General features: G+C 46.2%; 13 protein-coding genes and 1 pseudogene. 5 read left to right on the top strand and 9 right to left on the bottom strand.

Going from position 1 to position 17,154, the window contains the following annotated elements; all coding sequences use genetic code 11:
• The first annotated feature begins 269 nt into the window (after positions 1–269).
• Positions 270–1,748, top strand: a complete 1,479-nt coding sequence (opuE, locus tag KXZ66_RS03560; protein ID WP_003233905.1) for a proline transporter OpuE — start codon at positions 270–272, stop codon at positions 1,746–1,748.
• A 106-nt stretch (positions 1,749–1,854) separates the two neighbouring features.
• The gene (locus KXZ66_RS03555) at positions 1,855–2,553 is read left to right on the top strand and encodes an MgtC/SapB family protein (RefSeq protein ID WP_010886431.1); all 699 of its coding nucleotides are present in this window, start codon (positions 1,855–1,857) and stop codon (positions 2,551–2,553) included.
• 37 nt (positions 2,554–2,590) lie between these two features.
• On the opposite strand, the gene KXZ66_RS03550 is transcribed toward KXZ66_RS03555, so the two are convergent.
• From KXZ66_RS03550 to KXZ66_RS03530, 5 genes are all read right to left on the bottom strand, one after another.
• The gene (locus tag KXZ66_RS03550; protein ID WP_072175454.1) at positions 2,591–3,601 is read right to left on the bottom strand and encodes a phosphotransferase enzyme family protein; all 1,011 of its coding nucleotides are present in this window, start codon (positions 3,599–3,601) and stop codon (positions 2,591–2,593) included.
• Positions 3,602–3,762: 161 nt separating this feature from the next.
• Entirely contained in the window at positions 3,763–4,953 is a 1,191-nt protein-coding gene (locus tag KXZ66_RS03545) for a CamS family sex pheromone protein (RefSeq protein ID WP_014479076.1), read from the bottom strand.
• A gap of 15 nt (positions 4,954–4,968) precedes the next feature.
• Positions 4,969–6,975, bottom strand: coding sequence for an NAD-dependent DNA ligase LigA (ligA, locus tag KXZ66_RS03540; protein WP_021481294.1), 2,007 nt, complete (start codon positions 6,973–6,975; stop codon positions 4,969–4,971).
• Between the two features lie 23 nt (positions 6,976–6,998).
• Positions 6,999–9,218 carry a DNA helicase PcrA gene (gene pcrA, locus KXZ66_RS03535; RefSeq protein WP_003233919.1) on the bottom strand — a complete coding sequence of 740 codons (2,220 nt, stop codon included), beginning with the start codon at positions 9,216–9,218 and terminating at the stop codon, positions 6,999–7,001.
• 61 nt (positions 9,219–9,279) lie between these two features.
• Positions 9,280–9,966, bottom strand: a complete 687-nt coding sequence (locus tag KXZ66_RS03530; RefSeq protein WP_003233922.1) for a heptaprenylglyceryl phosphate synthase — start codon at positions 9,964–9,966, stop codon at positions 9,280–9,282.
• 264 nt (positions 9,967–10,230) lie between these two features.
• On the opposite strand from KXZ66_RS03530, the gene KXZ66_RS03525 reads away from it, so the two are divergent.
• Complete coding sequence (locus KXZ66_RS03525) at positions 10,231–11,808, top strand: FMN-binding glutamate synthase family protein (protein WP_041851227.1); 1,578 nt, start codon at positions 10,231–10,233, stop codon at positions 11,806–11,808.
• Positions 11,809–11,842: 34 nt separating this feature from the next.
• On the opposite strand, the gene KXZ66_RS03520 is transcribed toward KXZ66_RS03525, so the two are convergent.
• The 3 genes and pseudogenes from KXZ66_RS03520 to KXZ66_RS03510 all read right to left on the bottom strand — a co-directional run bounded on the left by KXZ66_RS03520 (position 11,843) and on the right by KXZ66_RS03510 (position 14,925).
• On the bottom strand, positions 11,843–12,157 hold the full coding sequence (locus KXZ66_RS03520; protein WP_014479070.1) for a YerC/YecD family TrpR-related protein: 315 nt from the start codon (positions 12,155–12,157) through the stop codon (positions 11,843–11,845).
• A 2-nt stretch (positions 12,158–12,159) separates the two neighbouring features.
• A pseudogene (locus KXZ66_RS03515) lies at positions 12,160–13,156 on the bottom strand (DUF3048 domain-containing protein).
• A gap of 26 nt (positions 13,157–13,182) precedes the next feature.
• Positions 13,183–14,925, bottom strand: a complete 1,743-nt coding sequence (locus tag KXZ66_RS03510; protein ID WP_021481298.1) for an adenine deaminase — start codon at positions 14,923–14,925, stop codon at positions 13,183–13,185.
• A gap of 128 nt (positions 14,926–15,053) precedes the next feature.
• On the opposite strand from KXZ66_RS03510, the gene KXZ66_RS03505 reads away from it, so the two are divergent.
• Positions 15,054–15,281, top strand: a complete 228-nt coding sequence (locus KXZ66_RS03505) for a YgaP family membrane protein (RefSeq protein WP_003233931.1) — start codon at positions 15,054–15,056, stop codon at positions 15,279–15,281.
• 14 nt (positions 15,282–15,295) lie between these two features.
• On the opposite strand, the gene KXZ66_RS03500 is transcribed toward KXZ66_RS03505, so the two are convergent.
• Positions 15,296–16,570 (bottom strand): APC family permease, encoded by a 1,275-nt coding sequence (locus tag KXZ66_RS03500; RefSeq protein ID WP_041851229.1) that lies wholly within the window; start codon positions 16,568–16,570, stop codon positions 15,296–15,298.
• A gap of 143 nt (positions 16,571–16,713) precedes the next feature.
• On the opposite strand from KXZ66_RS03500, the gene KXZ66_RS03495 reads away from it, so the two are divergent.
• Complete coding sequence (locus tag KXZ66_RS03495; RefSeq protein WP_015252648.1) at positions 16,714–17,133, top strand: Lrp/AsnC family transcriptional regulator; 420 nt, start codon at positions 16,714–16,716, stop codon at positions 17,131–17,133.
• Positions 17,134–17,154: the final 21 nt, after the last annotated feature.

The raw sequence follows: 17,154 nt of genomic DNA, 5'->3' as shown, positions 1-17,154 counted from the left end.
GGAGAAACGAAATATTTTTCTGAATATTTTTACTTTAATTATTTTTTGAAAGCGTTTTATTCTTTATTCCCTTCTAGGTTTGCAACGGTATTTCCAGCTTATGATCAATGTTTCATCGCTTGAATGGCCGGGAATACTTTGTTAGGTTAAGTTACCAAGTGCACCCGCAAAAGAATTTCTTTTGTTTTGCACTTACGCCAGGCTGCTTAACTGGCACCATCAATTTGAGAGGTGATGCAACATTATTAGAAATGAAGAGAGGGTAAAACGTGAGTATTGAAATTATTATATCTTTAGGAATTTACTTTATTGCCATGCTGTTAATCGGCTGGTATGCATTCAAGAAAACCACTGACATCAATGATTACATGCTTGGAGGAAGAGGCCTCGGACCATTCGTTACTGCTTTGTCTGCCGGCGCGGCCGATATGAGCGGATGGATGCTGATGGGTGTTCCCGGCGCGATGTTTGCGACAGGGCTGTCCACCTTATGGCTTGCTTTAGGTCTTACAATCGGGGCGTACTCAAATTACTTGCTGCTGGCTCCAAGGCTGCGTGCTTATACAGAAGCGGCGGATGATGCGATTACGATTCCTGATTTCTTTGATAAACGATTCCAGCATTCTTCATCACTGCTGAAAATCGTATCTGCATTGATCATCATGATCTTTTTCACATTGTATACCTCTTCCGGTATGGTATCTGGCGGACGGCTGTTTGAATCTGCTTTTGGTGCGGATTACAAATTAGGCTTGTTTCTGACCACCGCAGTTGTAGTATTATACACACTGTTTGGCGGTTTCCTTGCTGTCAGTCTGACTGACTTCGTGCAGGGTGCGATCATGTTTGCAGCACTAGTGCTTGTGCCGATCGTTGCTTTTACCCACGTGGGCGGCGTTGCTCCGACTCTCCATGAAATCGGCGCTGTTAACCCACACTTATTGGATATTTTTAAAGGCGCGAGCGTCATTAGCATTATTTCCTATTTAGCCTGGGGCTTGGGCTACTACGGCCAGCCTCATATCATCGTCCGATTTATGGCGATTAAAAACATTAAAGATTTGAAGCCTGCACGCCGAATCGGCATGAGCTGGATGATCATTACAGTTCTAGGTTCCGTGCTGACGGGTTTAATCGGTGTTGCATACGCCCATAAATTCGGAGTTGCTGTAAAAGATCCGGAGATGATTTTCATTATCTTCTCTAAAATCTTGTTCCACCCATTAATTACAGGGTTCTTATTGTCAGCTATTTTGGCTGCCATCATGAGTTCGATTTCCTCACAGCTCTTGGTCACAGCAAGTGCTGTAACAGAGGATTTATACCGGTCATTTTTCAGACGAAAAGCTTCTGATAAAGAATTGGTCATGATCGGGCGATTGTCCGTCTTAGTCATTGCCGTTATCGCGGTACTCTTGTCATTGAACCCGAACAGCACCATTCTTGATTTGGTCGGATACGCTTGGGCCGGCTTCGGTTCAGCTTTCGGACCTGCGATTCTGCTCAGTCTGTATTGGAAGCGAATGAACGAATGGGGCGCGCTTGCTGCCATGATTGTCGGGGCTGCGACCGTGTTGATCTGGATTACAACCGGCCTGGCAAAATCAACCGGTGTGTACGAAATCATCCCTGGGTTTATTCTCAGTATGATTGCCGGCATCATTGTCAGCATGATCACAAAACGTCCTGCAAAAGCCTCTTACCGATTATTCGGTGTCATGGAAAAGCTGTTAAAACGCAAAAAGTAAGCAATAAGCCATCAAGCGCAGCTTGGTGGCTTTTGTGCCCTTGTTTTGCTATAAATACTGTGAGAAAATCATATTTATTTAAAAACACCATAGAGAAGGGGGAAGTTTGCTGTTGAGCTGGTATATTGATCCTGATATTTTATTGAAATTGGGCATTGCCACATTGATTGGCATGGTCATCGGGCTTGAACGCGAATTAAAAAATAAGCCGCTCGGATTAAAAACCTGTATTGTCATCGCAGTCAGCTCATGCATGCTGACGATCGTCAGTATTAATGCGGCATATCATTTCCCTAAATACTACCGCATCATGATGGATCCGCTTCGTCTGCCGGCACAAATCATCTCCGGCGTCGGGTTTATCGGCGCCGGTGTCATCCTGCGAAAAAGCAATGATGTCATTTCCGGCCTGACGACATCGGCCATGATCTGGGGGGCAGCGGGGCTCGGGCTTGCTACGGGAGCCGGTTTTTATAAAGAAGCGTTTGCCAGTCTTCTGTTCATCCTGATCAGCGTGGAGTTTCTCCCATGGGTGGTCAGAAAAATCGGCCCCGACCGCCTGCAGGAAAAAGACATCCGCATCAGAATGTCGCTTTCTGATAAAGACAAAATGACAGAGATTTTAAAAGAAATGAAAAGAAGAGATATCAAAGCACACTCCGTTCGGATCGACGACCTGGGCGAAAAGGATTTTCCAATTATGGAAGTGAAGGTCCGCGTCCATAAAAACAGATACACGACCGATGTCTACTATGACATTAAAGCCATTGAAGGCGTAGTCGGCGTGAAGTGTGATACATTATAAAAGCCAATGGGACTGGAATCCCATTGGCTTTTTCTATCTACACCAGTGCTGAAAAATCAAATGCTGTAATCGGCGTGCCATTCTCTATATCTCTTCTGAAACCGGCCAGCATTTCTTTTTCTTCTTCTCCTATTGTGTTAAGGTCAAACATCTGATGCAGCAATCCGTAAATCAGCATATGGCGAAGGCGGAGGAAATCAGGTATTATCATCAGCCATGCAGGGTCAAGCTCATTTTCCTCCCAGTACCCTTTCATAAAATGCGTCATAAATTCTTCTGTAAACGCAGCTTTATCATCATATGGCACAACAGGATACCACAGGACATTGTAGAGAAGAATGCTAATATCGTTAACAAACCAGTTGTAGCCGATATCATCAAAATCAAATGCCGTGATTTTGCCATGATCCCAGTTAAAATTGCCATGGTGCAGATCCGCATGCACCAAGCCGTAGTTGTCCTGGCTTTTCGGGAGCCTCCGCAGTTCATTCATCAAAGAATCGGCTTGCTGAAACACCTTTATCTGATCTTCAGGCACATATTTTCTCAGCTTTAATTGCTCCTCTTCATCCCATTCCTGTCTTTTGAAAGCGGGATTGCTCAATTTGTAGCTTTTTGTCAGGCTGTGCATGCTGCCTGTGTATCTGCCAAGCTCATAAAATAGCGTTTCATTCCAGTCCGATTCATCCACTTTTTGCCCCGGAGCTTTCTCATACACTCTCAATAAAAATGACCCGCCGTTTCCGTCCGGCACTGCTTCTACGTCTTTTCCGTTCAGCGACGGGAGCGGTTTGGCTATTGAAATTCCCCCTATTGCAAGGTGACGGAGCCATTCCATCTCTCCCATTATATAATCAGAAGATCTCCGAATCGTATGGGTAATCTTTAAAATATAAGGTTGATTGTCTTTCATACATTCATATACATAGTTTTCCGCATCAGCCAGAAAACGCACCTGATCTTTTGAGAAACCGTATCTCGCTGCAGCTTCTGCCAAAACCTGCTCTTCATGAAATATTTTTTTGATATCTTTATGCACGTCTAACATCCTTTCATTGCTATAGATTTGATAATGATTGTTTTCACACGATTTCCAGCATCAACATACCTCCCCTTGATTTGTGTTTCGGCAGAAGCGAAAATAATTTCCCTTTTCCTGTTAATTGTAACATAAAAACCCTTGTGCCAATATGGCACAAGGGTTTTCTATCAGTCATAAATGTGAACAGTCGGCTCTTTATCTCCGGCATTGCGGATAATAACCGCTTCCTGTCCGTCTGAGGACGTGATATTGACTTCGACATCAACTGAGCCTTTAGAGTAGTAGTCCATCACTTCACCCGTTAAGAACTGGGTAAACGCGACAACTTCACTTTTTCCATAGAATTGCATTGGTATGTCAATCTTCATTTTCTTCATTTCATCATTTTCATACAGCGCTGTACCGACAACGCCTGTATAGTTCGGGAAATATTCTTCAATTGAGTTTTTGAACCGCTTAAAGACCTCGGTGTCATCCGGGTATTTTTCTGCTGTGGTTGTATCCGCCGGATAGAATACATATTTTTCATTAATGTCATCCCAATTTGAGATATCAGTAGAGCCTGCTTTGACCTCTGTTTTGGCGATGAAGTTCCCCGGCACAATCGATGTTTTTGACGCCTGCTTGTAGAGTGCGACGGTAATCGGCACATTCTTCAAGTTATCTTTTTTGCGGAGGCGGTTAATAACCTCCTGTGCAATTTTTTCTCCCTGCTGGCGGAGCGTGCTGTCCTTAATCTCCACTTCTTTTTGCGGGTCTCCAGTTTTTTCACGATAGTAATACACGGAGTTTAACGCCAGTCCGATCATTACGCCGCCAAGCTGGATAGAATTCTTGTCTTTTCTGACTAAATAATCGTGCTCAAGCATGGATGCTAAATAAATCGGGCTGCTTTCGTTCTTTTCTTCTGTTGAACCAGAGCTCGGGAGCGCTGGGTTCAAGCCTTCATTTTTGAAGTTTTTATCTTCTTTTTCGGCTTTTTTCAAATCAGAGCCCGTTTTTTTCCGTGCCAGCCAGCTTAATACTGTATCCTCATCTAAATATTGTCCTTCTTGGAACAGATAATCGTCAGTCGAGAAAGAATCTTGGGCAAGACGCATCAGCCCTGTTTCAAACTCGTCAATGTCCAGCCTAGTGTTCAGCTGTTCCGTTGTTAAGCCGCGCGCTTTGCCTGCCTTAAACGGCAGCACCATTTTGTAATAGGAGTCAGAGATATTATATTTCGGGACAATCGCTTTTTCTGACGATTTCGCCGTCTTTTGCGTAATCTCTTCCTCCTTCTCCCCCCCAAAACCTGACGAGCAGGCAGACAGCATTAATACTGCCGCCGTTGCCGCCAATGCCAACGTCTTTTTCAATAGAAAACACTCCTCTTATTTCTTTAGCTCTCCCATTAACTGTTCTTCATTCCACACTTCAATGTTCAGCTCTTGTGCTTTTGTCAGCTTGCTTCCCGCCGCTTCTCCGGCGATGACTAAGTCTGTGTTTTTGCTGACGCTTCCAGTCAGCTTTCCGCCCAGCGCTTCGATTTGCGCTTTGGCTTCGTTTCTTGACAGCTCTTCCAGCTTTCCTGTCAGAACAATTGTTTTACCGGCAAAGTAAGAGTCGCTGTCCTCTGCTTTTACTTTTTTCGGGCCTTTGTAGAGCGTGTTTACGCCCAGCTCCTGAAGTTCATTCAAGAGTTCAAGCATTTCTTCTTTATGAAAATAGGTGATCACAGCATCAGCCATTTTTTCACCGACTTCATCTACCGCGAGAAGTTCCTCTTTAGAGGCTTTTTTCAGGTTCTCCAAGCTTTCAAAATGCATGGCAAGCGTTTTTGCGGCCTTTGATCCGATAAAACGGATGCCAAGCCCAAACAGCAGGCGCTCTAACGAATTTTCTTTTGATTTTTGGATGGAGCTGATCAGGTTTTCAGTGGACTTTTCGCCCATGCGCTCGAGCTGGATGACTCGTTCCTTCGTCAGCTTATATAAATCTGCCACATTGCGGACAAGGTTTTCCTCAAACAGCTGTGTGATCACTCGTTCGCCGAGCCCATCAATGTTCATGGCATTGCGGGAAACGAAATGGATCAGCCCTTCCCGGATTTGCGCCGGACATTCAGGGTTAATGCAGCGAAGCGCCACTTCTCCTTCGATCCGGACGAGCTCACTGCCGCATTCAGGACATTCCGTCGGCATACTGAATTCCTTTTCTTCTCCTGTGCGCTGTTCAACGAGGACATTCACAACTTCCGGGATGATATCGCCCGCTTTTTTGACGACAACCTTATCCAAAATCCGAATGTCCTTCTCTTTAATTAAATCTTCGTTATGAAGGGATGCTCTTGAGACCGTTGTGCCGGCAACTTTTACCGGCTCAAGAATCGCGGTCGGCGTGATCACACCCGTTCTGCCGACATTTAATTCGATATCGAGAAGCTTCGTCACGACCTCTTCAGCAGGAAACTTATACGCGATGGCCCAGCGCGGGCTTTTCGCCGTAAAACCGAGCTCCTCCTGCTGATCGAGGGAATCGACTTTAATGACAATGCCGTCTATTTCATACGGCAGGTCAGCGCGCTTCGCCTGAAGCTCATCGATCAGCGTAATGACTTCTTCTATGTCGCCGCATTTTTTTCGTTCCTGATTCGTTTTAAATCCGAGTTCGTCGAGAAAATCAAGCCCTTGGCTTTGCGTCTCCACACCCATCTCGTCAAGCTCCGCTATACTGTAGACGAAGATATCGAGGTTTCGTTTCGCTGCAATTTTCGGATCGAGCTGCCTGAGAGATCCCGCCGCGGCATTTCGCGGATTGGCGAACGGCTCTTCCTCATTTTTAATCCGTTCCTCATTGAGTGCTTCAAACGAACGCTTCGGCATATACGCCTCGCCGCGCACTTCGATCGACAGCTCACGGTTCATTTTGAGGGGGATATTGCGGATCGTCTTCAGATTCTCCGTAATATCCTCTCCCGTCGTTCCGTCACCTCGGGTGGCTCCTCTGACAAAATAGCCGTCTTCATAACGGAGAGAAACAGCAAGACCGTCTATTTTCAGCTCCACATTATACGCCACATCATCGCCGACGGCTTGGCGCACACGGCGGTCGAAATCACGAAGATCATCAGCATTAAAGGCGTTGCCCAGACTGAGCATCGGTGTGCCGTGGGTGACTTTTTGAAACGCTTCAAGCACGGCTCCGCCGACGCGCTGCGTAGGAGAGTCAGGCGTTCTGAGGTCTGGATGCTCCTCCTCGATCGCGATCAGCTCCTGCATCAATCTGTCATATTCCGCATCAGGGACGCTCGGTTCATCTAGGGTGTAATATTCATAGCTATACTTGTTGATGGTGCGGCGCAGTTCTTCTGCCCGCTGCTTCGCTGTTTCTTTGTCCATCTGCTTCTTCCTTTCCTCTTCGATTACTGCTTTTCAATAGGAGCAAATGCTGCTAACAGGCGTTTCACGCCAACAGGGCTCGGGAAGGCAATATCGAGCTCCGTCCCTTCTCCTTCGCCTTTCACGCTGACGACAGTTCCTGTTCCCCATTTTTTATGGCCCGCCTTATCTCCGACTGCCCAGTTTAAGGTGTCGCCGCCTGTTTTGCTGGCGTAGGATACGGGGCGTGAAACAGGGCCGCGTCTCGGCTGCATTTTTCTCGCAGACGTCGCTCTCGTTTCTTTTTTCTCATTTAGGTTTTCCAATAAATCATCCGGTATTTCAGCAATGAAGCGAGATTCCGGGTTCATATTTGTCCGGCCAAACAAGGTGCGCATTTTAGCATTGGTCAGATAAAGCTCCTGTTCAGCCCTTGTAATCCCAACGTACGCAAGGCGGCGTTCTTCTTCCATTTCCGCTTCCTCCATGAGTGAACGGCTATGCGGGAAGACGCCTTCTTCAAGCCCCATCAAGAAAACAACCGGGAACTCCAGTCCTTTCGCGGCGTGCAGTGTCATCAGGGTGATCGCATCCTTGCCGCCTGACTCTTCCTCCTTCTGATCGAGCTGATCAATATCTGCGATTAACGCCAAGTCTGTCAGGAACGCAACGAGTGTCTTGTCTTCACTTTTCTGTTCAAAGTTTTTCGTTACAGACAGGAACTCGTCGATATTTTCTAAACGGCTTTGGGCTTCGATCGATTTCTCAGCCTTCAGCATTTCTCTGTATTCCGTCTTATCAAGAATTTCTTCTGTCAGCTCTGTAATGGATAAGTAATCCTGCATATTGGTCAGGTTTTCAATCATCTGTCTAAAGCTGTCAAGCGCGTTTGCCGCTTTGGCACTGACGCCGATAAAATCAACCTGCTGAATCGCTTGGAAAAAGGACAAGCCGTTTATGGCCGCATACGAAGCGATTTTTTCAAGTGATGTCGCGCCGACTCCGCGCTTCGGCACATTGACAATGCGCGTGAAACTGATATCGTCATCCGGATTGGATACGAGGCGCAGGTACGCAAGAATGTCTTTAATTTCTTTTCTGTCATAGAACTTTGTGCCGCCGACAATGTTATAGTTCAAACCCGCTTTGAGAAGCGTTTCCTCAATCACACGGGACTGCGCGTTTGTCCGGTATAAAATGGCGATATCCGACAGCTTCCGCTTGCCTGTGCTGTGAAGCTGATGAATTTTGCCGGCCACAAACTGTCCTTCACCGAACTCATTATCACCGCGATAATAGGAAATCTTGATGCCTTCATCGTTTTCCGTCCACAAATTTTTCGGTTTGCGGTTAGAGTTGTTTTTAATGACCTCGTTAGCCGCGCGCAAAATCCGTTTCGTTGAACGATAGTTTTGTTCTAGCAAAATCACGCTTGCATTCGGATAATCTTTTTCAAATGAAAGAATGTTGGTGATATCCGCGCCGCGCCATCTGTAGATTGACTGATCAGAATCCCCGACAACGCAAAGGTTCTGGAAACGCTCGGCAAGCTGCTTAACGAGCATGTATTGCGCCCTGTTCGTATCCTGATACTCATCAACGTGAATGTACTGGAATTTGCGCTGATAAAATTCAAGCACTTCCGGCACTCTGTCAAACAGTTTAATCGTCGTCATAATCAAATCGTCAAAATCGAGCGACTGGTTTTTCAATAGCTTCTTCTGATAATCAGCATATACATCGCTGACCACCTGATCGTAGTAGCCGCCGGCAACTTTAGAGAATTCCTCCGGTTCGGTCAATTCGTTTTTTGCACTGCTGATCGTGCCGAGGATGCTTCTCGGGTCAAACTTCTTCGGATCAAGATTGCGCTCCTTCAAAATCCCCTTGATCACTGAAAGCTGGTCAGCCGTATCAAGGATGGAGAAATTTCGGTTGATCCCAATCCGGTCGATATCTCTGCGCAAGATCCGCACGCACATACTGTGGAATGTGGAAATCCAGATATCGTCCGCGCCGGGTCCAAGGATGCTTTCCACACGTTCTTTCATTTCGCGTGCCGCTTTATTTGTAAATGTGATCGCCAGAATGTTCCACGGCGCCACATGCTTTTCTGCCATTAAATAAGCAATTCTGTGTGTCAGGACACGCGTCTTTCCGCTTCCCGCTCCCGCCATCAGCAAAAGGGGCCCGTCCGTTGTTTTGACTGCTTCCTGCTGAACGGGGTTTAAACCGCTTAGTAATTGATTGCTAATATAATTCAAAATTTGTTCACCCGCCTATACAAAACATATGTTCTATCATAAACCAAATCCGTACAATTTACTACTCGCCTTTCACAGCCGCTACTGTTTTCAAAGCCCTGTCAAAATCTTCATACACAGCATTGCCTACAACGATCACGTCCGCATGCTCTGCGTACTGCTTGGCCGTTTCCGCATCCTTGATGCCGCCGCCGTAAAACAAGGTGGACGTTTCCAATACAGCCTTCGTTTTCTTGACAGCTTCTATGTCTCCAAGCACGCCGCTGTATTCTAAATAAAAAATCGGCAGTTGCAGCAGCTCCGACACACGCGCATAGGCGACAATATCATCCATATTCAGATCGGCGTCCGCTTCAGTCAGTGCCGCGGCTTTGCAATCTGGATTTGCGATGCAGTAGCCCTCCGCCACGATTTCTTCCATAGACATCAGTTCTCCGTATTCCTTCATGGCTTTCTGGTGCATTCCGACAATCCAATCCGCGTTTTTGCTGTTTAATACACTCGGAATAAAATATAAGTCAAAGCCGGGAACGATCGCTTCAATCGCTGATACCTCAAGGACACACGGTACCAAAAACCGTCTTACCTTAGACATCATCCGCAGGACATTATCCTCTGTCACACCATCACTGCCTCCGATAATGACCGCATCCGTTCCTGATTCGCAAAGAATCTCCAGCTGTTCGTCAGGCAAATCTTTATTTGGATCGAGTTTAAAGACATGCTTCCACTCTGTTACATCGTACACGTCATACGTTCCTCCATTCGTTTGTTACCATTTAAACATTATAACAAATTCACATAGCGCGGAAAAACGGAAAAAGCCGTTAATCTCGTTATTCACTGAAAAAGGTGTTTTGATTCTATTTTCATAAAAAAAGAGAGCATAGGGCAGTACCTGCATGGTGAGTCCTGTATCGGCAGGAGCACACATTTTTCACCAAATTCCTTCTGCTATTGTTTGGAAAGTGTTCAACTGTGGAAATGGTTACATAAAAAGGGAGGCTGAGAGATGGAAACCATCATAATAGCACTCATCGCATTTATCATTGGGATCATCGCTATCCCGATCGTCTTGTTTGCCTGGATCTACATAAAGGATGAAAAACAGCAGGAGCACTCAATTCTTCGCAACTATCCCGTCATCGGAAGGTTTCGGTATATCCTTGAAAAAATCGGGCCGGAGCTCAGACAGTATTTATACAGCAATGACAATGAGGAGCAGCCTTTTTCACGAAAGGAATATGAGCAAACCGTCATCTCCGGCAAATACAAAAGCAGAATGATGGGCTTTGGATCTGTAAGAGATTTTGATAAACCTGGCTATTATATCCGTAACGCTATGTTTCCAAAACAAAGGGAAGAAATGCACGTAAATCAAACGCCAAAAATTGATACCCAAATCTATAAAATGGATGCTGACAATCTGTTCAAACGCAAGGAGCATGCCGAACATATCAAGGCAGACCCGTATTTTCTCCATCCTGATGATGTACAGGTGATTGGCGAGCATACATGCGAGAAGCCATTTTATGTGAAGGGATTAGTCGGCCAGTCTGCCATGAGCTACGGTTCTCTTGGAGAACGGGCTGTTACGGCGCTCTCAAAAGGGCTCCATCAGGCAGGCGGAACCTGGATGAATACAGGTGAAGGAGGATTGTCTGAGTATCACTTAAAGGGCGGCGCCGATATCATTTGCCAAATCGGTCCGGGCCTATTCGGCGTGCGCAAAAGAAACGGAGAATTTTCATGGGAGGAATTTAAAAGAAAAAGCAGGATTGACCAGATTAAAGCGTTTGAGCTAAAGCTGGCACAAGGAGCGAAAACCCGCGGCGGCCATGTGGACGGCGCCAAAGTATCAGAGGAAGTGGCAGACATTCGGAATGTCGAACCTGGAAAGTCGATTGACAGCCCGAACCGCTTTTATGAATTCTCAAACCCTCCTGAAATGCTCGACTTTATTGAAAAACTTAGAGATGTCGGACAAAAGCCAGTCGGCATCAAACTGGTCGCAGGGCATCCTGAAGAATTGCATGAGCTTTTCTCTCATATGCAGAAAAGCGGAAAGCATCCGGATTTTATCACGATCGACGGAAGTGAAGGCGGTACCGGAGCTTCCTTTTACGAGCTCGCGGATACAGTCGGCCTTCCGATTATGACAGCGCTGCCTATTGTTGACACGCTTCTTAAACAGTACGGCTTGCGCAGCCAGCTGAAAATCTTTGCTTCCGGAAAGCTCCTGACCCCTGATAAAATCGCGGTTGCCTTAGCCCTCGGCGCTGACTTTGTCAACATCGCACGCGGCATGATGTTTTCCGTTGGCTGCATCCGCGCTCTCGTCTGCCACACCAACACCTGTCCGGCAGGTGTGGCGACGACAGATCCGAAATTGCAAAAAGCGTTGAGCGTTGAGGAAAAACAGCATCGTGTCTGCAACTACGTCATTTCCCTGCGCGAGGGGCTGTTTAATCTTGCAGCCGCAGCAGGGATCAATTCGCCGATTCACTTTTCCAAGGAGCATGTTGTCTATCGGAAAGAGGATGGCAGTATCATCGATATCGACAACCTGATCCATCAATTTGTTTCATAAAGAAACCGCCCTTGCCGAACGGCAGGGCGGTTTTTTATTTGGAAGAAGACTCTGTTTCATTCTCCTTCACACGGTCAAGCGCCATTTCATAAGCGTCATTCCCGTAATTTAAGCAACGTTTCACACGGGAAATCGTAGCCGTGGAAGCGCCTGTTTCTGTTTCAATCTTATGATACGTGTTTCCTTCGCGAAGCATGCGCGCCACTTCAAGGCGCTGAGCCAGCGATTGAATTTCGTTAATTGTGCATAGATCATCGAAGAATCGGTAACATTCCTCCAGGTCTTTCAGCGATAAGATCGAGTTAAATAACTGGTCCAGCTCTTTGCCGCGTAATTTATCGATTTGCATCGTTACACACCTTCTCCTTTACTAATGGAAGCCGCATCAAGATCAGGTACGATATTGATCCAAGTCTTTCCTGGCACAAACGGAAGCCACTTGCCGTCTTTTACCGGCACAATTCTGCCATTCACTTGTTTCCAGTCTGTTTCAATGACGTTTCCGTGCTGAAACAACAGACCTTTTCCTCCTGATTCCAAGTCGATGTCCCGCCTTCCATCTTGATCAATAATATGATGGCTGGCTTCAACAATGAAAATATTTTGCATTGCAACCGGCTTTCCGGTTTCCCGGTCTGTCGTTATGACACCATCAGAGCTTCTTGTATAAGATTCAGCTTTTTTATCATAGTTGTATTCGACAAGATTTGTAACGTTATTTGTTCCATAATCTACCCGAACATTGTAAGATTCATTTGCAGGTTTTGCATCTGATGTTTGAAACAGCAGCGGATTTGTTTCCTGGCTTCAGCTTATAACCCTTTTGTTCTGCCGCCTTTTTTATGTAATCATAAGACGTATAGGAATTGTGGGGCGGTTTGCTGAAATCAGCTCTCCAAAATAAGCTTCCGTCAAAATCTAATCCGTTCATATAATCAGCAGCTCCGGATTCTAGCTGCTCTTTGGCGCCGGGACTCCAGCCGTGATGGACAAATATGCTGTCAAAGCCATTGCTGAGAGTGACGAAATATTCCCGCGCGCTCCGCACAGGTCCGACAGTTTCAGGCATCTGGCTTTGGAAAATGGCCAGAAATCTTGTGATTTGCCCTTCGGCTAGCGCTTCTATGACAATGTCGGCTTTAGACAGTCCCGACTGCGGCCTCGCCTTCGGGTGATTGTTCACCACAACAGCAACAGGCCGGCGTTCAGTCACCTTCTGTTCAGTCTTTAGCCCCGTTAAAGGAGCTTTCAGCTTCTTTGCAGTATCCGGGACAGCATCCTTCTGCTGGCAGGATACCAGCAGAAAAAACACGAAACACAGCGCGCAAACTGTCATCCATTTTTTCATATGTCGGCTCCCTGCTCTTTTATATTTTAACGCATTATCGATGGAAAGAGTACAGTTTTTTTCATGACGTCGAAGATTCCTCTTGGCGTAATGCGTATATACGGAAGGTGCGTACTTTGCAAAAAGAGCAGCGTATAGATAGGATCGCAAAACTCATAGCCTCTTTCAGTCAAAAGATCTTTCAGCTTTTGTTCCTTCTCAAGCACGTCTTCATACGCTTCCGAAGAGGCGCAGCCGCACAGCGCAAGCGGGATTTCATGCAGAATGTTTCCGTTCTCCGCTAAAACAATTCCTCCTCCGATTTCTTTCATGCGGGCAAAAGCGAGCAGCATATCCGCTTTATTTTTTCCAATCGCGACAATGTCGCCCGTCGTCGTAAAGGAGCTTACAAATCCCTGCACGCTTGAGGCAAACCCTTTTATCATCGTATTGACGCGCCATTTCCCGTGTCTGTCGAGCATCGTCAAATAACTTTCATCATGGTCAAACGAGAGCTGTTCCATCGAATTGTCGATCTCAATCATATACGGCTCCATAATAACCGCATTCCGCATTTTCACGCCCATCGGCATAGAAAACTGCAAGTCATCCATCGTCATATCATATGAAAGCTCAAGCGGGACAAGACCGCCTTTGTGCCAGTCCGTCTTTGTAAACGCCTTCAAATCACAGCCGTCTTCACGCAGAATGGTCCCTTTTGACAGAACAGTCACGGGATTCGGATTTAACGGATCTTCCAATATGTTCAGCGATGCCAGTCTGCCCGGTCCGACAACTCCTAAATAATCATCCATTTGGTAATACTTTGCGATATTAAATGATGCCATATTGTAGGCGTCGATTGCAGGTACGCCTTCTTCTAACGCGATGCGAATCAGCTCGTTTGTCATGCCGCCTTTATAGAAATTCGGGGTTGCGCCATCTGTCGTGAAAAAGAAGTGGTCATAATAGCGGAAGCCCTTCTCATGCAGCTCCTGCAAGATTTTTCTTACATCAGGGCGAATGGAAGAGTTCCGAAGGGAAACATAATAGCCCAGTTCCAGCCTTCTCATCACTTCATCACCTGTCATCGCTTCATGATCACAATCCGCACCGAACAGCTTCATTTTTGTAAGCGTTTTATCAGATGCGCCGGGAAAATGCCCTTCAATGCGTTTTCGCTGTTTCTTTGTAGCTTGCATGCAGTGGAGCATTAAATCATCACCATCTACCAAGCGAGGCCACCCGGTCATTTCTCCGCCTTGAATCACATCCGGATGTTCAATCCACTGTTTTCTGACGTCAAATGGAAGGACGTGGTCCTCGTTCAGAACCTCGGTCTGGAGGTCATAGCGTGACCACCAAAAATACTGGACAGGCTGCTTTTTGAGTTCATTCAAAATCGTAAGCGCTTTCTTTTTTCCGCTTTGCAAAAGCAAAAATAAGTTATCATTCACGAATGTCGTTGTTCCGTATTGAGACACATATTCCGCCAGTGTTTGGGGATTATATATTTGAAAAGGATGTGCGTGCGGTTCAATATAACCTGGCACAATGTATTTTCCTTCACAATCAATCGTATGAATTTCTTCGGCTCTATTCGGAAGTTCATGACCCACATAAACAATGCGGTCCTGATAAATCCAAATGTTTTTTTTCAGCCATTGTTTTACATATGGATTTAAGACGAGAGCATTCCGTAAAAGGAGCGTTGGAAGCAGCTTTGAGTCTACAACATCAACCTGTGCCCTGATGTCTTTGTTTTTCCAGTTAAAGGTGCGTTCGGACATTCACATACTCTCCTTTACATGTATTAGACTCATGGTATCACATCCTTCCTCATCACGCACGATAAAAACGTTACAAATTTTTGAAGGTTCGGTTAAAAAACTTTTTTAAGTAAAAGGAGCGGATTTCCTTGAAGCCAAACATCAGTCTCATCAATGCCGTGTTCAGAATCGCCTGCGGATTGACGATTATGTCAGCCGCCAGTGCAAAGTTTACGAAAAAACCTTGGTGCAGAATGCATCTCTTTTACATCTTTATGGGGGCCATGAAAGCGGGTTCGGGAATCTTGCGCTTCTGTCCTGTGACCTACATGTTTCAACACAGTGATTCTGGAAATAACGAGCATCAAAACGGATAAATGGAAAAGCTTGATCACAAAACGTGATCAAGCTTTTTTTTATGCCCACCCTTTGTTTTCATATAGAAATATCCTGCAGCTGCCAGCACTGCCGGATAAAGCAGTGCCCAGCCGCTGAATGAATAAATCACCGCGCACGCGACAAATGCCCCGAGCGCCATCCACCAGCCTATATCTCTCCTGCCCAACAGTTTCAGTGCTGCCGCCATTGTACATATGTAAGATGCGATAAAAGCCGCGCTCGGCCCTTTCAACAGAGTCGTCAAATCGATTTGAAACAGGCCATGCGCCGCAAGCACTAAGCCAAACACTGCGGCCATCGCTGTCAAAACGCGAATAGGCGTACGTTTTGTCGCACTGAGTTTTCCAAAATATACAGGAATGTGCCCCTCTCTCGCCAATGCATACACCATTCTTGAAAAACCAGCAATATTGGCATGGATGGTGGCGAATGTAATAAACAGCGCTAAACATACCGTAACATATACACCGCTTTCCCCTGCTCCTTTTGAGATGAGCATGGCAAGCGAGGCAATTTCTCCATTCTCTCCATATGAATGAGTCCCCACCGTCACAAATGACAGCATGATATACAGCCCTGCCACACAAGACGCTCCCAAGAACAAGCTGATTGGGACATCTTTTTCAGGGCGATGAAATTCCTCAGCCAATGGAGTAATCATTTCCCAGCCTACAAAAGAGAAAAAAATCATAACAGAAACAGATCCAGCAACAGACCAGCCATGCGGAAGAAACGGCTTGAATTCTGCTATCGTGACGTGTGGCAATGACACAGCAATAGAAGGGACAAGCAGAAATACGATGACACATATGACGAGTGTACTGATGTTTGCTGATAGTTGAATCCCTTTCATATGAAGCAAAATAGATATAGCCAGCATACAACCAGCAATCGATGTAACCTGCCAATCCGCCGCCTCTGTGACGTAACTGACGTAATGCGCGCCAGTCAAAGCGATGATGGGAACGCCGATCGGAACGGACCCTAACATGATCCAGCCCAAAATCGCTCCGGCTTTTTTTCGAAAGGCCAGCTGCACATAAGCCGTGATTCCTCCCGCGCTGGGCGCTATTTTCACAAGCCGGGCCAGCGTGCCGACGAGAAGAAAAGATAAAAAAGACATGAATACCCAGACAAATAAAGAAGCCGGACCGGCCGTATCCGCGGTAACAGACGGCAAAATTAATATCCCGCATCCTAAAACCGCCCCAATCGTTAACGCCGTCCCTTGTATCCAAGTAATAGAGCGCTGTAATTCTGGCAACATGATGCCTCCTCTCTGATTGATGGCTTTATTATAGAAAAAATAAGACGGCATCCATATGCTACAATGAAGGTAAATCAACAGCATTGCCTTATGATCAAAGGAATTTTCATTCATTCGCCTAAATATGTAAAGGAGCCGGACAAATGGACGATACAGACCTTCAGATTCTCTCGCATTTGCAGCGAAACGGCAGATTAACGATGGTTGAGCTGGGAAAGCTTGTCGGACTCAGTTCGCCAAGCGCGGCGGAGCGTGTCAGGAAGCTGGAAGACAAAGGCGTGATTACCGGGTACAGCGCGAATATCTGTTACGAAAAACTAAACAAGCATGTCACCGCTTTTATTCTCATGGAGCCGAAAAGCTGCAAGCACTACGCCGCCTTTGCAACATCGCATCCTGATGTAGCAGAAAATCACCGCATCACGGGTATGTACAGCTATGTGACAAAGGTCGTGACTGAATCGGTACATACGCTTGAGGATTTTATTGACGCCTCTATGGCCCATGGAAAACCGACCACGCTCGTTGTCCTTTCTTCTTCCAGCTGCCATCCCGCTTTTTGATAACAAAAAACCCGCAGCTAA

This window comes from Bacillus sp. LJBS17 (assembly GCF_019334685.1).
Lineage (GTDB): Bacteria > Bacillota > Bacilli > Bacillales > Bacillaceae > Bacillus > Bacillus subtilis.
This window is presented reverse-complemented; position numbering and strand designations above follow the sequence as displayed.